Annotated in this window: 14 protein-coding genes and 3 pseudogenes; 9 read left to right on the forward strand and 8 right to left on the reverse strand. The window is 51.0% G+C overall.

All coding sequences use genetic code 11. The annotated features are described in order from the left end of the window. Position 1: 1 nt before the first annotated feature. The 4 genes and pseudogenes from J3P89_RS16240 to istB all read left to right on the forward strand — a co-directional run bounded on the left by J3P89_RS16240 (position 2) and on the right by istB (position 4,864). Entirely contained in the window at positions 2-1,456 is a 1,455-nt protein-coding gene (locus tag J3P89_RS16240) for an aldehyde dehydrogenase family protein (protein WP_434694889.1), read from the forward strand. A gap of 98 nt (positions 1,457-1,554) precedes the next feature. Beyond that, complete coding sequence (locus J3P89_RS16245; protein WP_434694890.1) at positions 1,555-2,118, forward strand: cytochrome b; 564 nt, start codon at positions 1,555-1,557, stop codon at positions 2,116-2,118. Positions 2,119-2,567: 449 nt separating this feature from the next. Beyond that, positions 2,568-4,066 (forward strand): annotated as a pseudogene (gene istA / locus J3P89_RS16250) (IS21 family transposase). Then, a pseudogene (istB, locus tag J3P89_RS16255) lies at positions 4,059-4,864 on the forward strand (IS21-like element helper ATPase IstB). Before istA ends, istB begins: the two co-directional pseudogenes overlap by 8 nt. Positions 4,865-5,278: 414 nt before the next feature. Here the strand turns inward: istB and J3P89_RS16260 are convergent. Together J3P89_RS16260 and J3P89_RS16265 are read right to left on the reverse strand one after the other, a co-directional pair. Beyond that, the gene (locus tag J3P89_RS16260; RefSeq protein ID WP_434694891.1) at positions 5,279-6,406 is read right to left on the reverse strand and encodes a muconate/chloromuconate family cycloisomerase; all 1,128 of its coding nucleotides are present in this window, start codon (positions 6,404-6,406) and stop codon (positions 5,279-5,281) included. 75 nt (positions 6,407-6,481) lie between these two features. Beyond that, positions 6,482-7,267 carry a dioxygenase gene (locus tag J3P89_RS16265; RefSeq protein WP_434694892.1) on the reverse strand — a complete coding sequence of 262 codons (786 nt, stop codon included), beginning with the start codon at positions 7,265-7,267 and terminating at the stop codon, positions 6,482-6,484. Between the two features lie 193 nt (positions 7,268-7,460). Between J3P89_RS16265 and J3P89_RS16270 the strand changes: the two genes are divergently transcribed. The 4 genes and pseudogenes from J3P89_RS16270 (at position 7,461) to J3P89_RS16285 (ending at position 11,154) form a co-directional block, all read left to right on the forward strand. After that, a complete protein-coding gene (locus J3P89_RS16270) occupies positions 7,461-8,252 on the forward strand; it encodes an IclR family transcriptional regulator domain-containing protein (protein WP_434694893.1) in 792 nt (263 codons plus the stop codon). A 27-nt stretch (positions 8,253-8,279) separates the two neighbouring features. After that, positions 8,280-9,290: a cyclase family protein gene (locus tag J3P89_RS16275; protein ID WP_434694894.1), complete on the forward strand. Its 1,011-nt coding sequence runs from the start codon at positions 8,280-8,282 to the stop codon at positions 9,288-9,290. Positions 9,291-9,300: 10 nt separating this feature from the next. Next, the gene (locus J3P89_RS16280) at positions 9,301-10,371 is read left to right on the forward strand and encodes a maleylacetate reductase (RefSeq protein ID WP_434694895.1); all 1,071 of its coding nucleotides are present in this window, start codon (positions 9,301-9,303) and stop codon (positions 10,369-10,371) included. A gap of 193 nt (positions 10,372-10,564) precedes the next feature. Next, positions 10,565-11,154 (forward strand): annotated as a pseudogene (locus tag J3P89_RS16285) (NIPSNAP family protein). A gap of 421 nt (positions 11,155-11,575) precedes the next feature. On the opposite strand, the gene J3P89_RS16290 reads toward J3P89_RS16285, so the two are convergent. Beyond that, positions 11,576-12,034, reverse strand: coding sequence for a MarR family winged helix-turn-helix transcriptional regulator (locus J3P89_RS16290; RefSeq protein ID WP_434694896.1), 459 nt, complete (start codon positions 12,032-12,034; stop codon positions 11,576-11,578). Between the two features lie 982 nt (positions 12,035-13,016). Between J3P89_RS16290 and J3P89_RS16295 the strand changes: the two genes are divergently transcribed. Further along, entirely contained in the window at positions 13,017-13,478 is a 462-nt protein-coding gene (locus tag J3P89_RS16295; RefSeq protein ID WP_434694897.1) for a hypothetical protein, read from the forward strand. Between the two features lie 254 nt (positions 13,479-13,732). On the opposite strand, the gene J3P89_RS16300 is transcribed toward J3P89_RS16295, so the two are convergent. From J3P89_RS16300 to J3P89_RS16320, 5 genes are all read right to left on the reverse strand, one after another. Beyond that, positions 13,733-14,302: a nuclear transport factor 2 family protein gene (locus J3P89_RS16300; protein ID WP_434694898.1), complete on the reverse strand. Its 570-nt coding sequence runs from the start codon at positions 14,300-14,302 to the stop codon at positions 13,733-13,735. Positions 14,303-14,364: 62 nt separating this feature from the next. After that, positions 14,365-15,576, reverse strand: a complete 1,212-nt coding sequence (locus J3P89_RS16305; RefSeq protein ID WP_434694899.1) for an acyl-CoA dehydrogenase family protein — start codon at positions 15,574-15,576, stop codon at positions 14,365-14,367. A 426-nt stretch (positions 15,577-16,002) separates the two neighbouring features. Continuing rightward, complete coding sequence (locus J3P89_RS16310; RefSeq protein ID WP_434694900.1) at positions 16,003-16,503, reverse strand: flavin reductase; 501 nt, start codon at positions 16,501-16,503, stop codon at positions 16,003-16,005. Positions 16,504-16,513: 10 nt separating this feature from the next. Continuing rightward, positions 16,514-17,479 (reverse strand): PDR/VanB family oxidoreductase, encoded by a 966-nt coding sequence (locus J3P89_RS16315; RefSeq protein WP_434694901.1) that lies wholly within the window; start codon positions 17,477-17,479, stop codon positions 16,514-16,516. A 253-nt stretch (positions 17,480-17,732) separates the two neighbouring features. Continuing rightward, on the reverse strand, positions 17,733-18,848 hold the full coding sequence (locus J3P89_RS16320; protein WP_434694902.1) for an amidase: 1,116 nt from the start codon (positions 18,846-18,848) through the stop codon (positions 17,733-17,735). Between the last annotated feature and the right edge of the window lie 414 nt (positions 18,849-19,262).

Below are 19,262 nucleotides of genomic sequence, written 5' to 3' on the forward strand. Positions count from 1 at the left end.
CATGACTCAGCACCTGAACCACTTTATCCAGGGCGCGCCCTTCGAAGCCAGCGATGGCGCGCGCATTCCCCTTATCAACCCCGTGACCGAACAGGTGTACGGCAGTTGCGCAAGCGGCACCGCCGAGGATGTGGACCGGGCCGTGACAGCGGCGCGCGCCCAGCTGGAAGGTGGCGCCTGGAGCCGGCTTGACGGCGCCCAGCGCGGCCGGCTGTTATCGAAACTCGCTGACCTGGTGGAGCGCGACAGCGAATCACTGGCCGACATGGACGCCGACGCAATCGGCCGCGCACCGCTCGAACCGCGCCGGATGGACCTGCCCAACGCTATCGCCAACCTGCGCGCCGCCGCCGGCTGGGCCAACCAGCTTGAAGGACGCACCATTCCCACCGGCGGCTACTTCGGTCGCAAGACCCTCTCGTACACCTTGCGCGAGCCAGTGGGCGTCGTGGGCGCCATCGTGCCGTGGAACTCACCGCTGATGATCACTGTGTGGAAGCTCGCCGCATTGCTGTCGGCGGGCTGCACCGTGGTGATCAAACCTTCGGAAGAAACCCCGCAATCGGCCCTGCATCTGGCGGCGCTGGCACAGGAAGCTGGATTTCCAGACGGCGTGATCAACGTGGTCACCGGTTACGGTGCGCAGGTGGGCCGCGCCTTATGCGAACACCCGCATGTGGCCAAGATCAGTTTCACCGGCAGTCCCGAGGCCGGGCGTGAGATCCAGCGCACCGCGGGTGTGCTGTTCAAGCGCGTGGCACTGGAACTGGGCGGCAAGAGCCCGCAGATCGTGTTCGACGATGCGCCCTTCGATGAGGCGCTGTTCGGCTGCACCCTGGGCCTGTTCGCCAACCAGGGGCAGATCTGTGCCGCCGGCTCGCGCATCCTGGTCCAGCGCAGCCTCGCCGAGAGATTCGCTGGTGCACTGGCCGACGCCGCGCGCGCGGTCAAGGTCGGCGACCCTCGCCAGCCTGACGTGCAGATGGGGCCGGTGGCCAAGAAAGCGCAATTCGATCGCGTCAACCGTTACATCCAGCTGGGCATCGACCAAGGCGCCTCGCTGCTGGCCGGCGGCGTATCCACCCCTGACCAGGGCTGGTTCGTACGCCCGACGATTTTCGCCGACGCCCGCAATGACATGGCGATCGCCCAGGATGAGATCTTCGGCCCTGTCGGTACGGTGATCACATTTGATAGCGAAGAAGAGGCCGTGGCACTGGCCAACGACTCTGCCTACGGCCTGGCAGCCACGGTGTGGACCACCGACCTGGCGCGCGCGCACCGCGTGGCCGCAGCCGTAAAGGCCGGCGCCATCGGCGTCAACTGCTGGAGCCCGCTGGACGCCAACCTTCCGTGGGGGGGCGTCAAGGCCAGCGGCATAGGCCGCGAAGGCGGGCTTGGCGGCGCGCTGGCCTACACCGAGGAGAAAGTGATCACCGTGCTGCTACCCGCCTGAGAACAGTGACTGCACCGGTCATCCTCGCGGCCATGGCCGCCTAGGGTGGCATTCAATCGTGCGTTTTCGATGCCTTGATGATCAATGAAGAGACTGCGATGAACACCCAAAAACAAGCGACAATTGATCGGTATCCCGTGTCCCTGCGCATCCTGCATTGGGTGCGCGCCGTGGTCATCGCCGGCCTGCTCTGGGCCGGCTGGCACATGACCGGGCTTGATGATGAAGTGGTGAGTAAATACACACTCTATTATCCGTGGCACAAATCGTTCGGCGTGCTGGCGTTTCTGCTGGTGCTGGTGCAGATCGCCCTGCGCGTTCGCACCCCCGCGCTTCCGCAGCCACCGCAAACACTGGCGGCGCATGAGCGTTTTCTCTCACGTTTTGTACAACGCTCCATGTACGTGCTGATCGTGGCCGTCCCGTTGATGGGGTACTCGATGTCAAGCACCTACACCATGAGCGACGGTGTGTTCTTTTTCGGTGTGAACCTGCCGGAGTTGCTGACGAAGAATGACGATTGGTTTGTCGCGTTCCAATGGCTGCATAAAGTACTGGCTTATACCTTGTTGGTCTTGATCGTGCTGCATATCGCGGGGGCGCTCAAGCATCGGTTGTTCGACAGCGACCCTCGCAACGATGTATTGCGCCGCATGCTGTGAGCTAATAATTTCCTCGGCGCGTGCGCAGGATGCACCACCCCAGGTAGAGCATGTAGTAACTGTTGCTGCCTTCGGTTGCCGCTGGACTTCGGCCGAGGCGTAGTCCCTGCAGGAGGATACTCCCACTGCAAACTGTTTACGCTAACTTATATTTTTAAATCGATATAAAACTGCGACGAAAATACAAATAGGTAAATGGAATGACCTCATCGAGTAAGTTTGAGTGAATCCTTCGCTGCAAATCAGCTATTGGCAGCTTCGCCATCATATAGGGAGGTACTACGGGAGGCCCATCCATTCAGAAATGGAGGTCTACCCGTAGATGTCTACTAGCTGTTGCCGCTGACCGAAAACTGACCCAGTAGAGGCTGTTCTGCCGACTGAAAACTGACCCAGGTGTTCAACTGCTTCTGCTCACTTTTTGAGCAGGAGAACACAGTGTGATCAGCATGGAAATGTTGGGAAAAATCCGGCGGATGTACTTCCGCGACAAGCTCTCGCTGCACCAGATAGCCAAGCGTACCGGGCTGTCGAGAAACACCATCCGAAAATGGGTCAGAGCGCCCGAAGCCACTCAACCGGCGTACCAGCGGTGCACGACCTTCAACAAACTCAGCCCATTCCACGACACGCTGGAACAGGCGCTGAAAGCCGATTCGTTCCGGGCAAAGCACAACCGCAGAAGCGCCAAAGCACTTTTCGAGCAGATCAAGGCCGAGGGTTATGACGGCGGTTACAGCCAGCTCACGGCGTTCGTACGCTCGTGGCGAGGTGAGCAAGGCAAGTCTTTACGCGCTTTTGTGCCGCTGACGTTTGCGTTCGGTGAAGCCTTTCAATTTGACTGGAGCGAAGAAGGGCTGCTGATCGGAGGCCTGTTTCGACGCATCCAGGTCTCCCACATGAAGCTGTGCGCCAGTCGCGCATTCTGGTTGGTTGCGTACCCTAGCCAAGGTCACGAGATGCTATTCGATGCCCATACACGCTCGTTCGGAGCGTTAGGTGGCGTGCCGCGTCGCGGCATCTAGGACAACATGAAAACGGCTGTCGACAAGGTCAATAAAGGCAAGGGCCGCACGGTCAATGCACGGTTTGCCGTGATGTGCGCGCACTACCTTTTCGATCCGGATTTCTGCAACGTAGCCTCTGGCTGGGAAAAGGGCATTGTCGAGAAGAACGTTCAAGACAGTCGACGGCACATTTGGCTTGACGCTCAAAACTGCATGTTCCACACCTTCGAGGAACTGAATGCCTGGCTCGGCCAACGATGTCGTGCGCTCTGGAGCGAGCTGCAGCATCCGCAGTACAACGGACTGACGGTGGCGGAAGTTTTGGAGCTGGAACGGGTCGAAATGATGCCGATGCCGACGGCCTTTGATGGCTACGTCGAGCGCACCGTACGGGTCTCCAGCACTTGCCGGATTAGCGTGGCGCGAAATCGCTATTCGGTGCCTTGTGAGCGAGTCGGGCAGTGGGTCAGCAGCTGTCTTTACCCATCCCAGATCGTGGTCATCGCCGATGAAACGATGATCGCCAGCCACGAGCGCCTCTTTGATCGAGATCAGGCCAGTTTTGACTGGCAGCATTACATCCCACTCATCGAACGCAAGCCGGGTGCACTGCGCAATGGCGCACCGTCTGCCAATCTGCCCACTCCGTTGCGGCTTCTCAAACGGGGCCTGAGACGTCACAGCAACGGTGATCGGATCATGACGCAGGTGCTCTCTGCCGTGCCCATCGCCGGTCTCGACCCGGTGCTGGTAGCGGTAGAACTGGTGCTTGAGTCGGGAAGTCTGAGCGCCGATCACATCTTAAATGTTCTCGCCCGACTCACCGCTACTGCACCACCGCCTTCCGTAGAAACCAGCCTGCAACTCAAGGTGCTCCCGTTGCCAACATGGCCCGATATGACCAACTCCGTACAACAGATGAGGAGAGCCGCAATGCGTGACTTGATGGCAGAACTTAAAGAACTGCGTCTGCATGGCATGGCGCAGGCTTGGGAAGAACTGGCGGCCCAGGGAGAAGCTTCGACGGCATCGTCGAAGTGGCTGCTTGAGCATCTGCTCCAACAGGAGCAGGCAGATCGCGCCGTGCGCTCTGTGAACCATCAGATGAACATGGCAAAGCTTTCCATGCACCGTGAGTTAGCTGGCTTTGACTTCAGCGCTTCCAGCGCTGATGCCCGTCTGGTCAAGGAATACTCCAGTCTTGAGCTTACGGAGACTGCGCAAAATGTCGTGTTCATCGGTGGGCCTGGATCCGGAAAAACGCACCTGGCCATTGCCTTGGCCGTGTCCGGAATCACCACACATAACAAACGAGTACGGTTCTTCTCCACGGTCGATCTCGTCAACCTGCTGGAGCGTGAAAAGTACGATGGTAAGGCAGGCCGAATCGCCCAGGGACTGCTTCGGACAGATCTGGTGATACTCGATGAGCTGGGGTATTTGCCCTTCAGTCATAGTGGTGGCGCGTTGTTATTTCACCTGCTTTCAACACTGTACGAGCACACCAGCGTGGTCATCACCACCAACCTCAGCTTCTCGGAATGGTCGAGTGTGTTTGGCGACGCCAAGATGACCACAGCGTTGCTGGATCGGCTTACGCACCACTGCCACATCGTCGAAACGGGCAAAGAGTCCTACCGCCTGCAACACAGCCCACCTTGGCAGACCAGACAAAGATCAAATCGCGTGAACGAAAGCGCAAGGATGCAGAGAATATCGAGGACGATGCACCGTTTTGACCGGCACCATAAATACCCTGCTGCATGCCTACATGCGGTGGGCTTGATGAGCCTTCAACCGGAACACGACTGCTAAGCTTATCCACAATTGCTGGGGCAAAAATCAGCAATCCGCCCTGGGTCAATTTTCAATCGGCAGGGTGGGTCAGTTTTCAATCAGCGCCAACAGAATTAGCTCTTTTTCGGTAAAAAAGTAATTGACCATCCCAATGACAATCGCAGACGACGCAATAACGACGCCAACTCCCGACATCATTTTCTGTCGTAACGAGGACATTCCTAAACCCTAGCCGTATTTTTATTTAAATTTTTCTCTTTACGTAACTAGGTTAGCTAGTGACTAATACTCTTTGCTAAAGGCTCCGCTCGCGCCACCAAAGTACTTATTGATTCCACTTTCCGGATCAGCTTGGTTTAAGATTGAAATCGCAGTGTTCTTACCATATCCTCATCAATCACCACTCCCAAACCGGGACCACAAGGGGCTTTTAGCCCGCCATTCCGGGGTAAAAGCCGCTCCTTGACAATATCGGTTTGCAATCTCAACGGTCCAAACAACTCGCTACCAAGCTGCAATTCTGGAAGGCTAGAATAGAGATGTAAACTTGCCGCGGTTCCGAGCGAACTCTCCAAGGAAGTGCCGCCATATAACTTCAGCCCGGCTGCCGCAGCTACACACGCGATTCGCCGGGAGGCCAGCAGCCCTCCATCTCGATTTGGTTTGAGAGAAACAGCAGACGCCGCGCCGGTTCGGGCAACTTCGAATGTGGACCGTAAATCCACTAGCGATTCATCTGCAATGATGTCCATCGTAGACGACGATCGCAACCGTGCGGCCCCTTGATGATCCGTCATTGGCAGAGGTTGTTCGATACAATCAATCCCCGCCTCCTCCAGTACTGGAAAATATCGGAGTGCGGTAGTCAGGTCCCATCCCTGATTGATATCGAGGATGATCGTAGCCCTCCCACGGAAAGCCTCGGCGATTCCGACTATGCGAGCTAATTCCTCGTCCGCTTTGCCTTGACCAAACTTGAGCTTGAATCGGCGATGACCGCGAGACAGCATCGCGTGCTCCCCTTCCAAAATATCGCCCGCTTCACTACCTGTAGACAAAGTCCATGCAACTTCGACTCGGTCGCGGCAACAGCCACCTAGCAAATTTTTAACCGACATCTGCTGTTGATGTCCTAGCAAATCGAACGCCGCCATCTCTAAGGCAGAGCGCGCCGCGGCGTTTCCCCTCACCAAACGCGCTAGCCGATGACTGAACTCCTCAATGCCGGCGAATCTGACGTTCGTGATATGCGGCGCGAGATACCTATCGATAGCTACTTGCACAGCTTCGATACTTTCCGGTCCCCAATATGGCCCGCCCATGATGGTCGCCTCGCCATAGCCAACCACCCCCTGCACGTCGGTCAAACGAACGAGCACCAGATTGAGTCTATCCAATTCACCGAATGACATTCTAATTGGCTGAGAGAATGGAATGTCCAATCGCTGCGTACTTATGTTTTCAATCGAAAAACCGGAAGGCATTCTGTCTGCTCCGTCTCGTTGCGAAAAAGCCTGGCAACCAAAGCGCGAGGCTCCTGATAATGCTCAACCTCATGATCATGTGGGCATCACAAAGTTGTATTCGTAGATATAAAAAGGCGCTTTCAACTCTCGTGATTCAATCTGCTGGATGTCTGTTACATAAATTAACTCCTCAATCAACCCATCTCGCACGGCATTGGCTACGTCGGAGTCCAAATATTCTCCGCCTGCAAAATACAACTGTGATGTCATTTCGTCATAATCTGGATGACGCAGCTTCATATGCAAATGGGCAGGTCTGAAGTAATGCCGCCCCATCTGACTCAATAGATAACCGGTCGGTCCTGCCTTTGGAATCTCGTACGGTGGCGGTAGGATAGTTCTTACTTCGAAAATCCCCTGAGAATCGGCCCTAAATCGACCACGAAGATTGAAGTCCGGGATGTCGGGGTGGATGTTCGAATAAAGACCTTGGGCATCGGCATGCCAAAGATCAATCTCTACTTCCGGCACGGGGTGCCCTAAGGAATTAGTAACGCGACCGGTAAAAAATAGCACCGTGCCAGGCTCGTCAGACCGCTGCGGCATGACGCTGGGAGCCGGTAGAAATGGCGCACCGTGGACATAGAACGGTCCTTCGATGGCCTCCGGACTTCCAACTCTATCAATGTTGCTAATATCAGTAGCTTGCGCCTCAAGAAAAACGTCTAGCAGCAGAGACTCTTCACCCTGTTTGATCGACGATATGATCAAGTCGGTCGCTGCGCGGTACTCGCTATGCGTAACTCGATGGCGCCTCATGAAATCTAGCAGATCTTCTTCCAACGCAGTAACCAGCTCGACTAATCGGCCGTTGCTCATCGCCGCCTCCTATTGCACGTGTACGCGCAACTTTTTTTGTAGTTTTTGACGAGGCCCCCCGCGGCTTACGAACCTTGCCACGGGCAGCACCCAGCTGTACGCTATGCGTACCGCTTGTACGCATTAAGTACATCGTGCTTATAATCATCCCGCCTGTCAACAGCGCGCCAAACCCGTCTCTGAGAACAGTGATATGAACGAAGAAATGACTAGCGAGCGCAACGCCGACTATATCCAGTCGATAGAAAGGGGTCTGGCTGTGATTTGCTCGTTCTCCCACCAGTCGGCTACGAGCACCTTGACGGAAGTGGCTCGAAGAACTGGATTGAGCAAGCCCACCGTCCGTCGGATACTGCTCACTCTCAAAAAACTCGGTTATGCACGTGAAGGTGAATCTGGTTTCAGTTTGACGCCGAAAATGCTAGAGCTCGGATACGCTTACCTATCATCCCAGAGCCTTACCCAGATTGCTCAAAGTAGGCTCGAACAACTGACCGATCTATTGAACGAAAGTACGGCGTTAGTCGCCCTTGATGGCAATGACGTTATCTACCTCAGCCGCGTCCACAGACACCGCATCACCAGCATCACACTGGCTGTCGGCACACGGCTGCCAGCGTATGCGACGGCATCGGGTCATGTGCTATTAGCCGGTCAATCAGTAGCAGCTCTAGAGCGCTATCTCTCAACCGTCGCATTTAAGGCATTAACCGATAGGACACTTACCACTCGTCAAGCTCTAGAGCAGCGCATTGAGGTAGTGCGCCATCGTGGCTGGGATGCAGTAGATCAAGAGCTCGAGATGGGACGCAGATCTATCGCCGTTCCAATTCGAGATATGCATGGAGAGATCACCGCTGCGCTCTCTCTCTCCTGCGGCACCAACGCTCGTTCTTTTGAGGAGATGTGCGATCTTTGTCTTCCACATCTTCTTGGTGCCGCCGCGCAGATCAGCAACTCTATGGGCTATCGCCAAAAACAATAGAGCAAAAATCAAAAGAGGTTAAATGGAATGAGTTCTTATCATAAAACGCTGCCAACCTATGATCAATTGATGCTTCGCCAGGATGCACCTCCAGGCTCAAGCTGGGGCTTGTTTGGTGAAAATGATCAAATTGGAACACTAAACCTGATCGATGCTGATTCGCGATTGCGCGGTGTCGCCGCAGCTATACAAGGTAAAGCGTTTAGCCTCGACTTGCCTTCCACTGCCATTTACCCCTCATTGGCGCCCACGCGCAAGCCTATTGCCCACCACATTTTCCAGCGCAACGATTTCCACCATGATGAATGGCTGGATAATTTTTACACTCAATATGGCAGCCAGATTGATGGATTACGCCACATTGGCCATCCTCAATACGGATTCTACAACGGCTACGATCACTCTCAGTTCAAGCCAGGTACTGAGACGCTAAGTATCCATCATTTCGCAGCGCTACCTATCGCTACCCGTGGGGTCTTGATCGATGTCCAACGCTACATGGCAAAACAGGGGATGCCGTTGGACCAGAGTACCGGTCAGGCTATATCGATCGATACAATTGAAGCCGCACGACTGAGCCAGAATGTCGAAATTTTGCCTGGCGACGCGGTAGTTCTTCGCTTTGGCTGGTTGAATTACTATCTAAACCAAACAAACATCGCCACCCGGGATAAATTGGTGACAGAGCAATTCCATCCTGGACTAGAACAATCAAACAAGGCTCTTTCTTGGTTGTGGGATAATCGGATTAGCTTAATCGCAGCAGATAACTTCGCCTTAGAGTGCTGGCCGGCAAAATCAGATAGTCCTTTCTTCACACCCGGAGAAATGAGTCAAAAAGAATGCAGCGTCCATGCGGGAATTATGCATCGGGCGATCATTCCACTACTTGGAATGCCTATTGGTGAACTTTGGGCTATTGATAAGTTGGCAGAAGCTTGCGCCGAAGATAACCGCTACACGTTTCTGCTTACCGCTTCCCCATTGCCGATCGTCGGCGGCGTTGGGTCGCCCGCCAACGCCATCGCAATTCGATAGGGAGTGCAATGTGAACCAAGTCGCCACGCCCTTCGTTTATATGAGCGCCCCCTCACGCGTGATATTTGGTGCGGGCTCCACAAATGATCTCTGTCGCGAAATCGGTCAACTCTCAATCCAGAGAGTATTGTTTGTCGGTACGTCAAGTCAGCGAGATCGAAACCTATCCATTGCCCGGTCTCTAGAAGACCAATATTCAATCTGTTTTAACGAAGCAGAGATGCATACACCGGTACACATTACCGAAAAAGCAATGGCCATCGTCGAGTCGCAGAAAATCGATGGTATTATTGCAGTAGGCGGGGGCTCCAGCGTCGGTCTCAGCAAAGCCATTGCTTATCGTACCGGCCTGCCGCAGATCATTATCCCGACTACATATTCCGGTTCAGAAGTAACCGCAATCCTGACTGAGACGGAGGGAGGCCACAAGTTAACCAGGACCGACCCCTACATCAGGCCCAACGTTGTGATTTACGATGTTAATCAAACCTTAAGCTTGCCGGCGCATATATCGGTCACCAGTGGCATGAACGCCATCGCGCATGCTGTTGAAGCGCTTTACGCCCATGACACTAATCCTGTGATCGCTTCACTTGCTGAGCAAGGCATTCAATCCTTAATACACGCATTACCTATGATCGTCGAGAGTCCTTACGACGTAGAGGCTCGTGAAAAAGCTCTCTACGGCGCATGGCTATGCGGCATTTGTTTAGGCTCCACGTCAATGGCCATTCACCACAAACTGTGCCATACCTTAGGCGGTACATTTGAACTGCCGCATGCAGAAACGCATACAGCCCTGCTGCCACATGCCGTGAGCTTTAATCTCGCCAGCGCACCCAATGCGGCCCAGATATTGAGCCGCGTTTTCGATAACAATAATCCGGCACGCGCATTGTTCGATTTGGCCAAACACCTCGGCGCCCAAATGTCATTAAAAGGTCTAGGCATGCCTGAAGATGGAATCGATCGAGCCACCGAGCTCTCGTTTAAGAAAGTCTATCCCAATCCAAGACCACTGGATCATGCAGGGGTTAGAGAACTGATCCGCAATGCGTGGGAGGGCAAGCCTCCTGCATAATGGGACACTGCTGACGAGCACTAGCACCGTCCCTGTAAGCCTAAACGATAGCCGAGGCGGCGTGTCTAAACGCTTGGTTTGTTCTGTCACAAACGCCCTGGCTTTTCTTGAGGTACCTCATGCAAGCACAACAGTTAACTGTCGCTGAGTCGAAATATCCCCTTACGGACACTTATAACAAATACGGTTTACCATGCGAGTGCGCACCATTGCTGCGGCGATTTCGCGCTTGCGAATCGCTCTGAGGCGGGCGACGGCATCGAACTTATTGGTTGCTGGGTGTCAGAAATTGGCTCACTGAATACGATCGCAATTTTGCGCCGCTATTCCAGCCCTCACGTATTGGCAGCAGAGAGAACGCGAGTGTTGATTTCTAAGGATCCCTTTCAAATTGGGGAGTTTATTTTTCATCAGGACTTCGAGGATTACCGGATCTTCCCCTTTATCGAGCCTCTCGCTCCAGGAAGCTACGGCCCCTATTACAAATTTCGTGAATACGACCTTGTGAATTCCGGTTTGGAACGTACCCTGGAGGGATGGAAAAACGCAATAGCGCAACGCACCGGCGAACTCTACTCTCCTGTTTATGCAGCATTCTATGCTATCAGCGGACGTATACCGCGCTATCTGCATATCTGGCCTTACGCTAGTTTAGAGCAGCGCATGGAAGTGCGAACTCGATCCGTAGCAGATGGCGTCTGGCCTCCGAATAAATCTGCCCAGCAGTTGCAGACGATGAAATCCACAATCTATGTATCCGCCCCATTTTCAGCTCTAACGTAACGTTTGCCTCAGCTCGCGAGGATTAATATGCTACGAGAATTGATAGCATTCCGACAACAATGATCAGATTACTATTTGCGACCGTTTGGGCTCGTAAAATTACTTTTATCGGGTAAACGCGACCCCAATGGACGTTTGCCCATATTGCCGACCCCTCGACCTACTGCAGACGAAACCTCAAAATATGCAGAGCCGATGTAACTAGAAGCTTTGAAAGTGGCTAACGAGGTAGAACTCAAGTCCCGCAACCCTTAGCGTCAACAAATATGAATACTGTAACAATCATGTACTTAACAAAGCCTACATCTACACCAATCACCCCTAAGCCAAGAAATTGTTTACTATAATGCAAAATATAAACCCAGCAGAATGTTATCAGTTTCTCAGGCAGCTTAAATCTCTATATACAGCCAATCAACCACTACCTCTCCAGGTAAGCCAAGTTACAGTCAATTTTGTCGAAAATGAGATACATCTTATTTAATTCTGCAACAGATATACCTTTGAGCAACCCCTTCTCCCATTCCAAAGCAGCGGCCTCTATTCTACGGAACTTCTCCAAGCCTAACCGTGTAAGGGATATTTTAAGTCGTCGATTGTCTGCACCGCACCGCTCGCGTTGTATTAAGCTTTTCGTCGATAGCCGGTCTAATGCTCGCGTAATTGCAGCTTTATCTAACCCCGTAACCTGAGATATATGCTTGGCAGAAAGATTCGATACCTCCATCGCAACAACCATAACGCTAAATTCCGGGCTCGATATACCAAACTCCTCGTTTATACCGGATAAAAGACGTAAAACGCGCTCGCTAATGGCTTTAATACGGCAAGGTAAGAAACCCTCAAAACATAACCTCTGATCAGTCCGAGCTACGTTCATTTTTCGCTATCCAGTCTAATAACGCTTTCTCAGGAAGTAGTAGATGACATTGTGCATCCTAACCTGCAACGATGAAAATGCCAACCACCCCGGAAGCCTATCATTTTCTAACGTTAGGCACTCGGGGGGTCAGGCGTCGGTCTACGCGCGCTCGCTGTATTTAAGGCAAGCTATTGACCACATCTCGCGCACCTTTGCTCAATTCAGTTACTTCTGAAAACACATGGGCTTGCTGGCGGGGTTCTGGTCTATACCGGGGGTTATTTTTGCATGTTCGGTTAACGCTACTTGGTAAGAAGGCGTCAATCCCACACTAGCGCAGAGGTCGACAATTGCGAACAACCCCCCAGAGGCCAACGGGACGGATTCACGAATGGCTCAACCCGAAGGGGTTGCGAGCTGAGACTTCAACGTAAAGGCCCACAGCATAAAATAAGCTAGAGAAGAGAGCGGAGCGTGTAAATGTAAAATTTAATAAACGTCAGTTTTCGGCAGTATGGCACCTGTCCGCTCCATGCTTAGTTGCTGCTCTAGCGCCAGTTGGATTATGGGGAAGCCGCGGGCTGGCGGGCAACATATACAAACGGAAACTATGAACTAACCCGCCAGCAGAACCCAGACCACATTATTAAAACAGCAAGGACTCTTCTTGAAAACCCAACAGCAATGAAAGCCTATTTTGCAAGAGTAAAAAAAGCAACACTCAAAAAATATCCCAGCGCAACTTTCACCTACAGCCGAGAACCAACCAGGAGCATAAAATCCTCGACTAAGGTCAGACATAGATAGGCATTATATTTGTATTATCTTCAATCCAAATTATCTTGAATCATTCACTTTTAGGCACCCCAAAATCTCCCGCCATATTTACTACCTTAGAATAGATGATATAATAACAGGATAAAAACCGACTTCAGCATGGGCTGAAGCATCGCTAAAAAGCCTTTCAATAAAAATCCGGCAATGCCGCAAGGATATTTTGATGGATGCTATTACTCCAACTATAGATACTCGCTATCTCAATGAGCCGGGTGCATTCGAAAAGTATATTCCAATGGACGAATGGAAATTATCCGACAACCCATTCGTATTTAAAGTGGCAGCGAAAATCAACGCAGGGGCTCGGTTTCACGACCTTACGCTGCATAGTTTTGTTTCACTGTTCGGTACTGCTGCGGCTTTGGGTACCGGACTCACCTTTGAGTTAGATATTCACTTCACTTCTATTAACAATAAAGGAGCTAAGAAGTTAGATGTAAACGTAGCTTTTGTTGGCGAGAGAGCAATACCTTGGGGAGCCGACGATGCGGGCTTTCTTATGTATGCGCTTGAGTGGTTTGCTCGAAGGCAAACGTTTATGCGTTTGAGCATGACGGATGGTGGTTTGTTTTGGATTTATCAGCGTGACAGCATTAACTCATCAATTTATTGTAATACTATTTAAGCTCTTAATCCTAACCCGCCATGAAATTAAAGATACATCCTGTGGATATTTCCGACGGATTGAGTTTCAATCATCGTAGAGTCACTATATAACTAAGCATGGAGCAAATAAAAGATCTGATTCTAGAAAGCTATTAATTAACGCTGGAAGTATATAGCCTATGTTTGACAGATCGACTCTTAGCACAAGCAATCTTGTAGATTAGAATAACAATAAGATCGGTGATCGATTAGAAGGTCACCGATCTTATTTATCTATGGCTTCAACAAAATTGACTCTGAAGGGTAATCGGATGCCCATGTGGAGTGTAACGGAGCGATGAAAACGTTTTCAGTACGATTACGAGTGAATCGCCATTTTCCGTCTTCGCATAATTTATAAGCGTTGAATAATCGAGACGACCGTAGCACCGCTTCACCGTTGGAAAACAGCCATGGCTGAATATGAACCCACTGTCCTGTTGCGGTTATTCCATCAGCAGCTACATGAATCTGCTCCGACGTTACGTAGTGACAGTTAAGAACGATTTTACGATCTTTATTGTTCTGGTGAAAGCCTTCAAAGAACTGTCTGACTGCCTTCTTTCCTTCAGCACGGCCAAACTGGCCATTGTAGTATTCACCAACACCCTCCCAAACTGCCTCGTCAGAAAAAAGCTCCATGATTAAGTCGATCCGGTGCTCAGGATTCCTGACACCATACTCAGGCACAGGGGTGTCGCAGAGGGCCATATAGCGCATCTGCACTCGACGAACCTCATTTTCTGCCTCTAAAATAACTATGCGATTAGTGAGCTGAGCGAGTGTTCGCTGTAGATCTACCATAACAACTGTCTCCGGAGTTAGTAAACTCGTTGTATATGAAGGAGGGCGGTGATTCCCAACATTTACGGATAACCATAAGTCTCTGGGGCGCCAGACAATAGAGCGCCTGCATTTTCGAACGTTGAGTCATTCAAAGCGGCATGCTGGGTCACAACCAGGCAATCACGTAGAATACGTTGCATGGGATGGTTTTCTTGAATAGCCGCCATCCCCACCACTCGATAGCAATCCTGTACGGTCTCAGCACTTGCGTGCGCCGCATGGCTAGCAGAAAGCCGTAGTAAATTTATGGCCTCTACGGAAAGTTGTTCCTGATGCTGCAATTCTTCCCATGCTTTTTCGGCTGTCTCATAGAAAAAGGCTCTGGCTGATCGTAACCGGGCCTCCCCCTGAGCTAGCGCCGTCCTAAAGTAGGCCCGCTCCACAAGACGCGGCGCGCCAGGCATAATTTTCGCCCCACCAGACATGTTGATCGCAAGATTTAGGGCTGCGCGTGCAAGCCCTAGATTACAAGCTGCGTGGACTTGAGCTTGATAAGCTAGCAGAGGGTAGCGGTAGAGTGAGTCGTCATAAATACTTCGCGCGCCACGGGGACACGTCCAAAAATCGGTGAATAGCCGATCCTCTACTTGTATATCGTGGCTTCCTGTACCACGCATACCCATGGCGTCCCAAGTCTCAATTATTTGTACATCTTCGGCCGGTGCCACAGCCATAAGTACTTCTGACGCGCCGCCTCCTCCCATGTCAGAGCTACCTTTTCGGCCCTGGATACCCATACTGATCCAGTCGGCGCCCATACAACCCGACGCAAACTTCCAGCGCCCTGAAGCTATCCAACCATTTTCTACTCGCTTGGCTTGCTGAACAGGGTAAAGTCCTCCCGCAAAAACCTGATCTGGGCCATTGGCATATATAACAGCTTGAGCTTCTTCAGGTAGTGCCGCGTAGTAGGTGTTAGCAGATCCGAAGGCCGCAACCCAAGCCGTAGAACCATCAACCTCACCAAGTTTGTCAATCATTTTAAGGAAATGATGGGGGGGCAACGCATCGCCGCCAAATTTAACTGGGGTAGCAGATCGAAAAATTCTAGCAGCTTTCATCATAGACACAATTTCTTTAGGGACATGTCGTCTTGCATGAATTTCATCGCGACGCTTAAGCACCTCATCCATTAATTCGATGAAAGCAGGTTGTTCAGTGAGCTTTGAAAAATCAACCAATTCAGCAGGGGCTGATAATGGTCGAGACATACCTAGCAAAATATCGGACATTGCTCGAACCTCATTTTCTTGGCTAAAACGCTAGAGAAGAACCGAAATAACAAATGCATAGAATTACAACACGGTATGAATCTAGCGCATAATTTGAACATCTGGGGCATCTCTTGGATCATTCGAACGGCGCCATATTAAATCCGCAAAACGTATCAGTGCAGGGATGACTTGTAAATCCACTGGCTTAAGGACCTGGACAGTCCCTCAGAATCTTGACTCTAGCGCTTGAGAATCCGCACAAAAAGGGACGTCACGCTACAGCTACACAATTGCATCCTACTTAGAAGGACAATATGATAAGATTTTTATTTCTCAACAGTCCTTAAAGGTCGTGTGACTGATACAGAAATAAAGGCACTGCTCGACTGGACACAGAACTCAGAAACGCCAAGATGCCTGGCTAACTCGGCTAACTGCCCCAAGCTAATCAGCTTGAGCCTCTATGCGCTTGAAATCTCTACAAAAATATACCAGCCCACCCCGCCGCCGCTCCGCTAACGTAACGCTCACCACACGGCAAAACAGGACAGTGTGCGTGCCTTCTTTTTGCTGACCGGTAATTTTACAATCAAAGGATGCGTTCGCTCCTTTCAACCGAGGAGAACCCGTCTCGCCGGTTGCCCACTCCCCGAAAGAAAACCGATCCACACCGCCCACATGACGAGCAAAATGCCCTGAAAGTTCTTTATCTTCGTAGGCGAGCACATTCACACATAGCACACTATTTTCGATAAATTTGTTATGCGAGAATGACTTTTGATTCACGCAGACAAGTAGCGTTGGTGGGTCATCCGTGATCGAACATACCGCTGAAGCAGTAAGGCCATGTCTTCCCGCAGGACCGTCCGTAGTGATTAAGTTCACAGCGGCGCCTAACCGGCTCATGCCCTCTCTAAAATTGAGCTGCGTTTCACTGAGTTCCATATTAGCATCCTCAAATATCTAGAACTAATTTTGGGCTATTAGCGCGAGAACAGCATACGCAGATTAACGCCCCCTCTCGTCGCTCTTCATCGGTTAAAAATTGATCACGGTGGTCAATCTCACCCTCAATCACGTTTGTCATACATGTACCACATACTCCCTCCTCGCACATCACATCGACTTTGATTCCGACCTTTGCCAAAACTCGAGCTATCGTATCGTCAGGACCAATTGTTACGGTCACTCCGCTATTGGCACACTCAACGTCAAAGCTATTACCGGAATAAGTGACATCCGCTGAGAAATACTCTCGGTGGATATTTCCATTCGGATAACCTGCCTGTTTAACAGCAGTAATTATCCAGTCAATAAATCCTTGAGGTCCACATATATAACAATGGGTAGTGGTCGTCGGTGCCGGAAGATCTCGGAACAAATCAAGTTTTTGAGCCGCTTCCCTTCCTCCAAAATGAAAAAAAATATTCTCAGGTTCATACGCTCCCCTAAGATCGTCAACAAAAGCAGCATTCTCTTCTGAACGCGAAAAATAATGCAGCTTGAATTTTTTTCCTAACTCCTTGAGACGGGCCGCCATCGCAATCATTGGTGTAATTCCGATACCTCCACCAAAAAGCATGCTACATTCAGCACTCTCATCCAAAGGAAAATTATTATTAGGCCCTTCCACGTCAAACACTGCCCCTTCGACGGCCGTTGCGTGAACTAAAACCGAACCGCCTCTCGATTTGGGGTCTTTAAGCACAGCAATTTCATAAAAATCCAATTCACAAGGATCGGAACAAATTGAGTATTGTCGCCACGCTTCTATATCAGGCAAATAGATACTTAAATGGGCGCCAGCCTCGAAAGGTACCAGCCCAGCACTATCTTCAGATACAAATCTAATCCGAATTATTCCCCCTCCACTATCAAAACGACGTATAACTTTTAGCCGCTGCCGTTCACGCTTCTTCATTATTCCTACCTTTTTTTATAATTTTAAAGCAGTCGAGATTCTTAGCTTTTTTCGATCGACATACCTTTACTCAATCGCAGCAAAGAAAGAGAGAAAAACGCGCCGCTCCTGCCAACTACCGGTCTATATAAATAGCCAGCCAGTTATAACTAATCACTTATCCAGAATCCTACCTGAATACTTGCATGTCGCGCGTGCAAACCGTAAAGATACAATAAAAACATGATCATATTGTACAAAGCCGCGATCATAATTAAATACTAGTGTGTTTAAGCTGGCGAGCAATTGCACAAAGCTTTGCATCTTCATTCTTTTTTCCAACCAACTGCATTCCAACTGGCCAACCATTTTTGGAGAGGAAAGGAATTGTAATTGCAGGGTGACCACTGAGATTGAATGGTCTCAGAAACTGAGTAGTCCATAAAACGGATCGCTTATTTCTTACGGAGTTGACGGTAGGCGGGATATCGGGCATTGCTGGAAGTAACAACGCGTCAAAATTTAACAATAGCTCATCGACCTGCTTGCAGAACTGCTTGCGCACTACCTCAGCGCGACTCACACTTTGCTCCGTTATTTTACGAGCCTCACCCAATCTGAGTGCCACATCCTCCCCTAGGGGACTACGAGTATCAAGGAGGTGTCCGTACTCTAACGCTGTTTCATAACCAATTATGATCATTGCTGCATCGAAAGCTGCGTCCAAGCTCTTAAGTTCTACTACCGGCAGTGAGGCAAACGATCGCAACAGATGGAGTATTTCAGGGCCAAGTTTTGAGGAGATATTAATCCTACCAATACGTGGTTTGCGTTGGAGATTATCAGCAAAGAAACTAGGATCCATAGCCTTCATTGCCGTCTCGATCATGTCAATGTCGCGGGCAATGGGGCCCGCACAATCGAGGGAACTGTTGGAGCCTTTGATCCCGGCATGACTCAAACGACCAAAAGTAGGCTTAAAACCGAACACACCACAACAAGTCGCGGGCTGACGTATAGATCCTCCGGTATCAGTGCCTATAGCAAAGTCACACCACCCCGCAGCGACAGCTACAGCAGATCCAGAGGATGATCCCCCAGGTATTAACTCGGGCCACCTAGGATTGACAGGAGTGCCGTAAAAATTATTGACGCCGGTCATTCCGAAAGCCAATTCGTGCATATTGGCTTTGCCTATAATCCGGCAGCCCGCATTCAGGACATTTTCAATGACCCGCGCATTTGACTCAGCCGGTAACGCGTCTGAGTAGGCCTCAGAGCCAATACCTGTAACCGTACCCGCGATGTCAAAACAGTCCTTGACGACCACCGAAGGCCCTTCCCCGCCTAAGGCGAGAGGGTGGACCAATGCCACATCGTTTAGCTGCATATCCGCCTCCATTTACGGTAATTATCATGTTATTGTTAATGTATGTCAACCGGGCGCGTCATCTCTCTTCGTGCTGAACAGGAGGGTTTTAAGGTCTATTTCATCTAAACCAGTGTAGCCCACATGACTAATCTCGAAGGGATTTCGGAGCCTCTCCCGTCCTGCCGTATAAAATGAACGGAACAAACGTAAGTCCTACGCGCCCCCTCCAAGTCACTAATATCGGCGGTGCGTTAAACTGGGCGGTCGCAGCTGCAACGCGACATGGCTTCGTAAGCTTTTACCAAGAAGGCTGCGGCGGGCGATCAGTGCTTGGCACTGCCACGCATGAGGTTCTCGATTCGAGAAGGGGTTAGTCCTCGCTCACAGAACCGTACTTAACAGTCTTTCTGTCATACGGTTCTTGATTACCCC

The sequence above is a fragment of the Pseudomonas sp. Z1-14 genome (assembly GCF_051132005.1).
Taxonomy (GTDB): Bacteria; Pseudomonadota; Gammaproteobacteria; order Pseudomonadales; family Pseudomonadaceae; genus Aquipseudomonas.

Coding starts and splice junctions, on each gene's coding strand:
- J3P89_RS16310 (WP_434694900.1), bottom strand. CDS start 16,503: ATGGAACTCAGTGAAACGCAGCTCAATTTTAGAGAGGGCATGAGCCGG.
- J3P89_RS16260 (WP_434694891.1), bottom strand. CDS start 6,406: ATGCCTTCCGGTTTTTCGATTGAAAACATAAGTACGCAGCGATTGGAC.
- J3P89_RS16240 (WP_434694889.1), top strand. CDS start 2: ATGACTCAGCACCTGAACCACTTTATCCAGGGCGCGCCCTTCGAAGCC.
- J3P89_RS16295 (WP_434694897.1), top strand. CDS start 13,017: ATGGATGCTATTACTCCAACTATAGATACTCGCTATCTCAATGAGCCG.
- J3P89_RS16300 (WP_434694898.1), bottom strand. CDS start 14,302: ATGGTAGATCTACAGCGAACACTCGCTCAGCTCACTAATCGCATAGTT.
- J3P89_RS16305 (WP_434694899.1), bottom strand. CDS start 15,576: ATGTCCGATATTTTGCTAGGTATGTCTCGACCATTATCAGCCCCTGCT.
- J3P89_RS16275 (WP_434694894.1), top strand. CDS start 8,280: ATGAGTTCTTATCATAAAACGCTGCCAACCTATGATCAATTGATGCTT.
- J3P89_RS16265 (WP_434694892.1), bottom strand. CDS start 7,267: ATGAGCAACGGCCGATTAGTCGAGCTGGTTACTGCGTTGGAAGAAGAT.
- J3P89_RS16290 (WP_434694896.1), bottom strand. CDS start 12,034: ATGAACGTAGCTCGGACTGATCAGAGGTTATGTTTTGAGGGTTTCTTA.
- J3P89_RS16245 (WP_434694890.1), top strand. CDS start 1,555: ATGAACACCCAAAAACAAGCGACAATTGATCGGTATCCCGTGTCCCTG.
- J3P89_RS16315 (WP_434694901.1), bottom strand. CDS start 17,479: ATGAAGAAGCGTGAACGGCAGCGGCTAAAAGTTATACGTCGTTTTGAT.
- J3P89_RS16320 (WP_434694902.1), bottom strand. CDS start 18,848: ATGCAGCTAAACGATGTGGCATTGGTCCACCCTCTCGCCTTAGGCGGG.
- J3P89_RS16270 (WP_434694893.1), top strand. CDS start 7,461: ATGAACGAAGAAATGACTAGCGAGCGCAACGCCGACTATATCCAGTCG.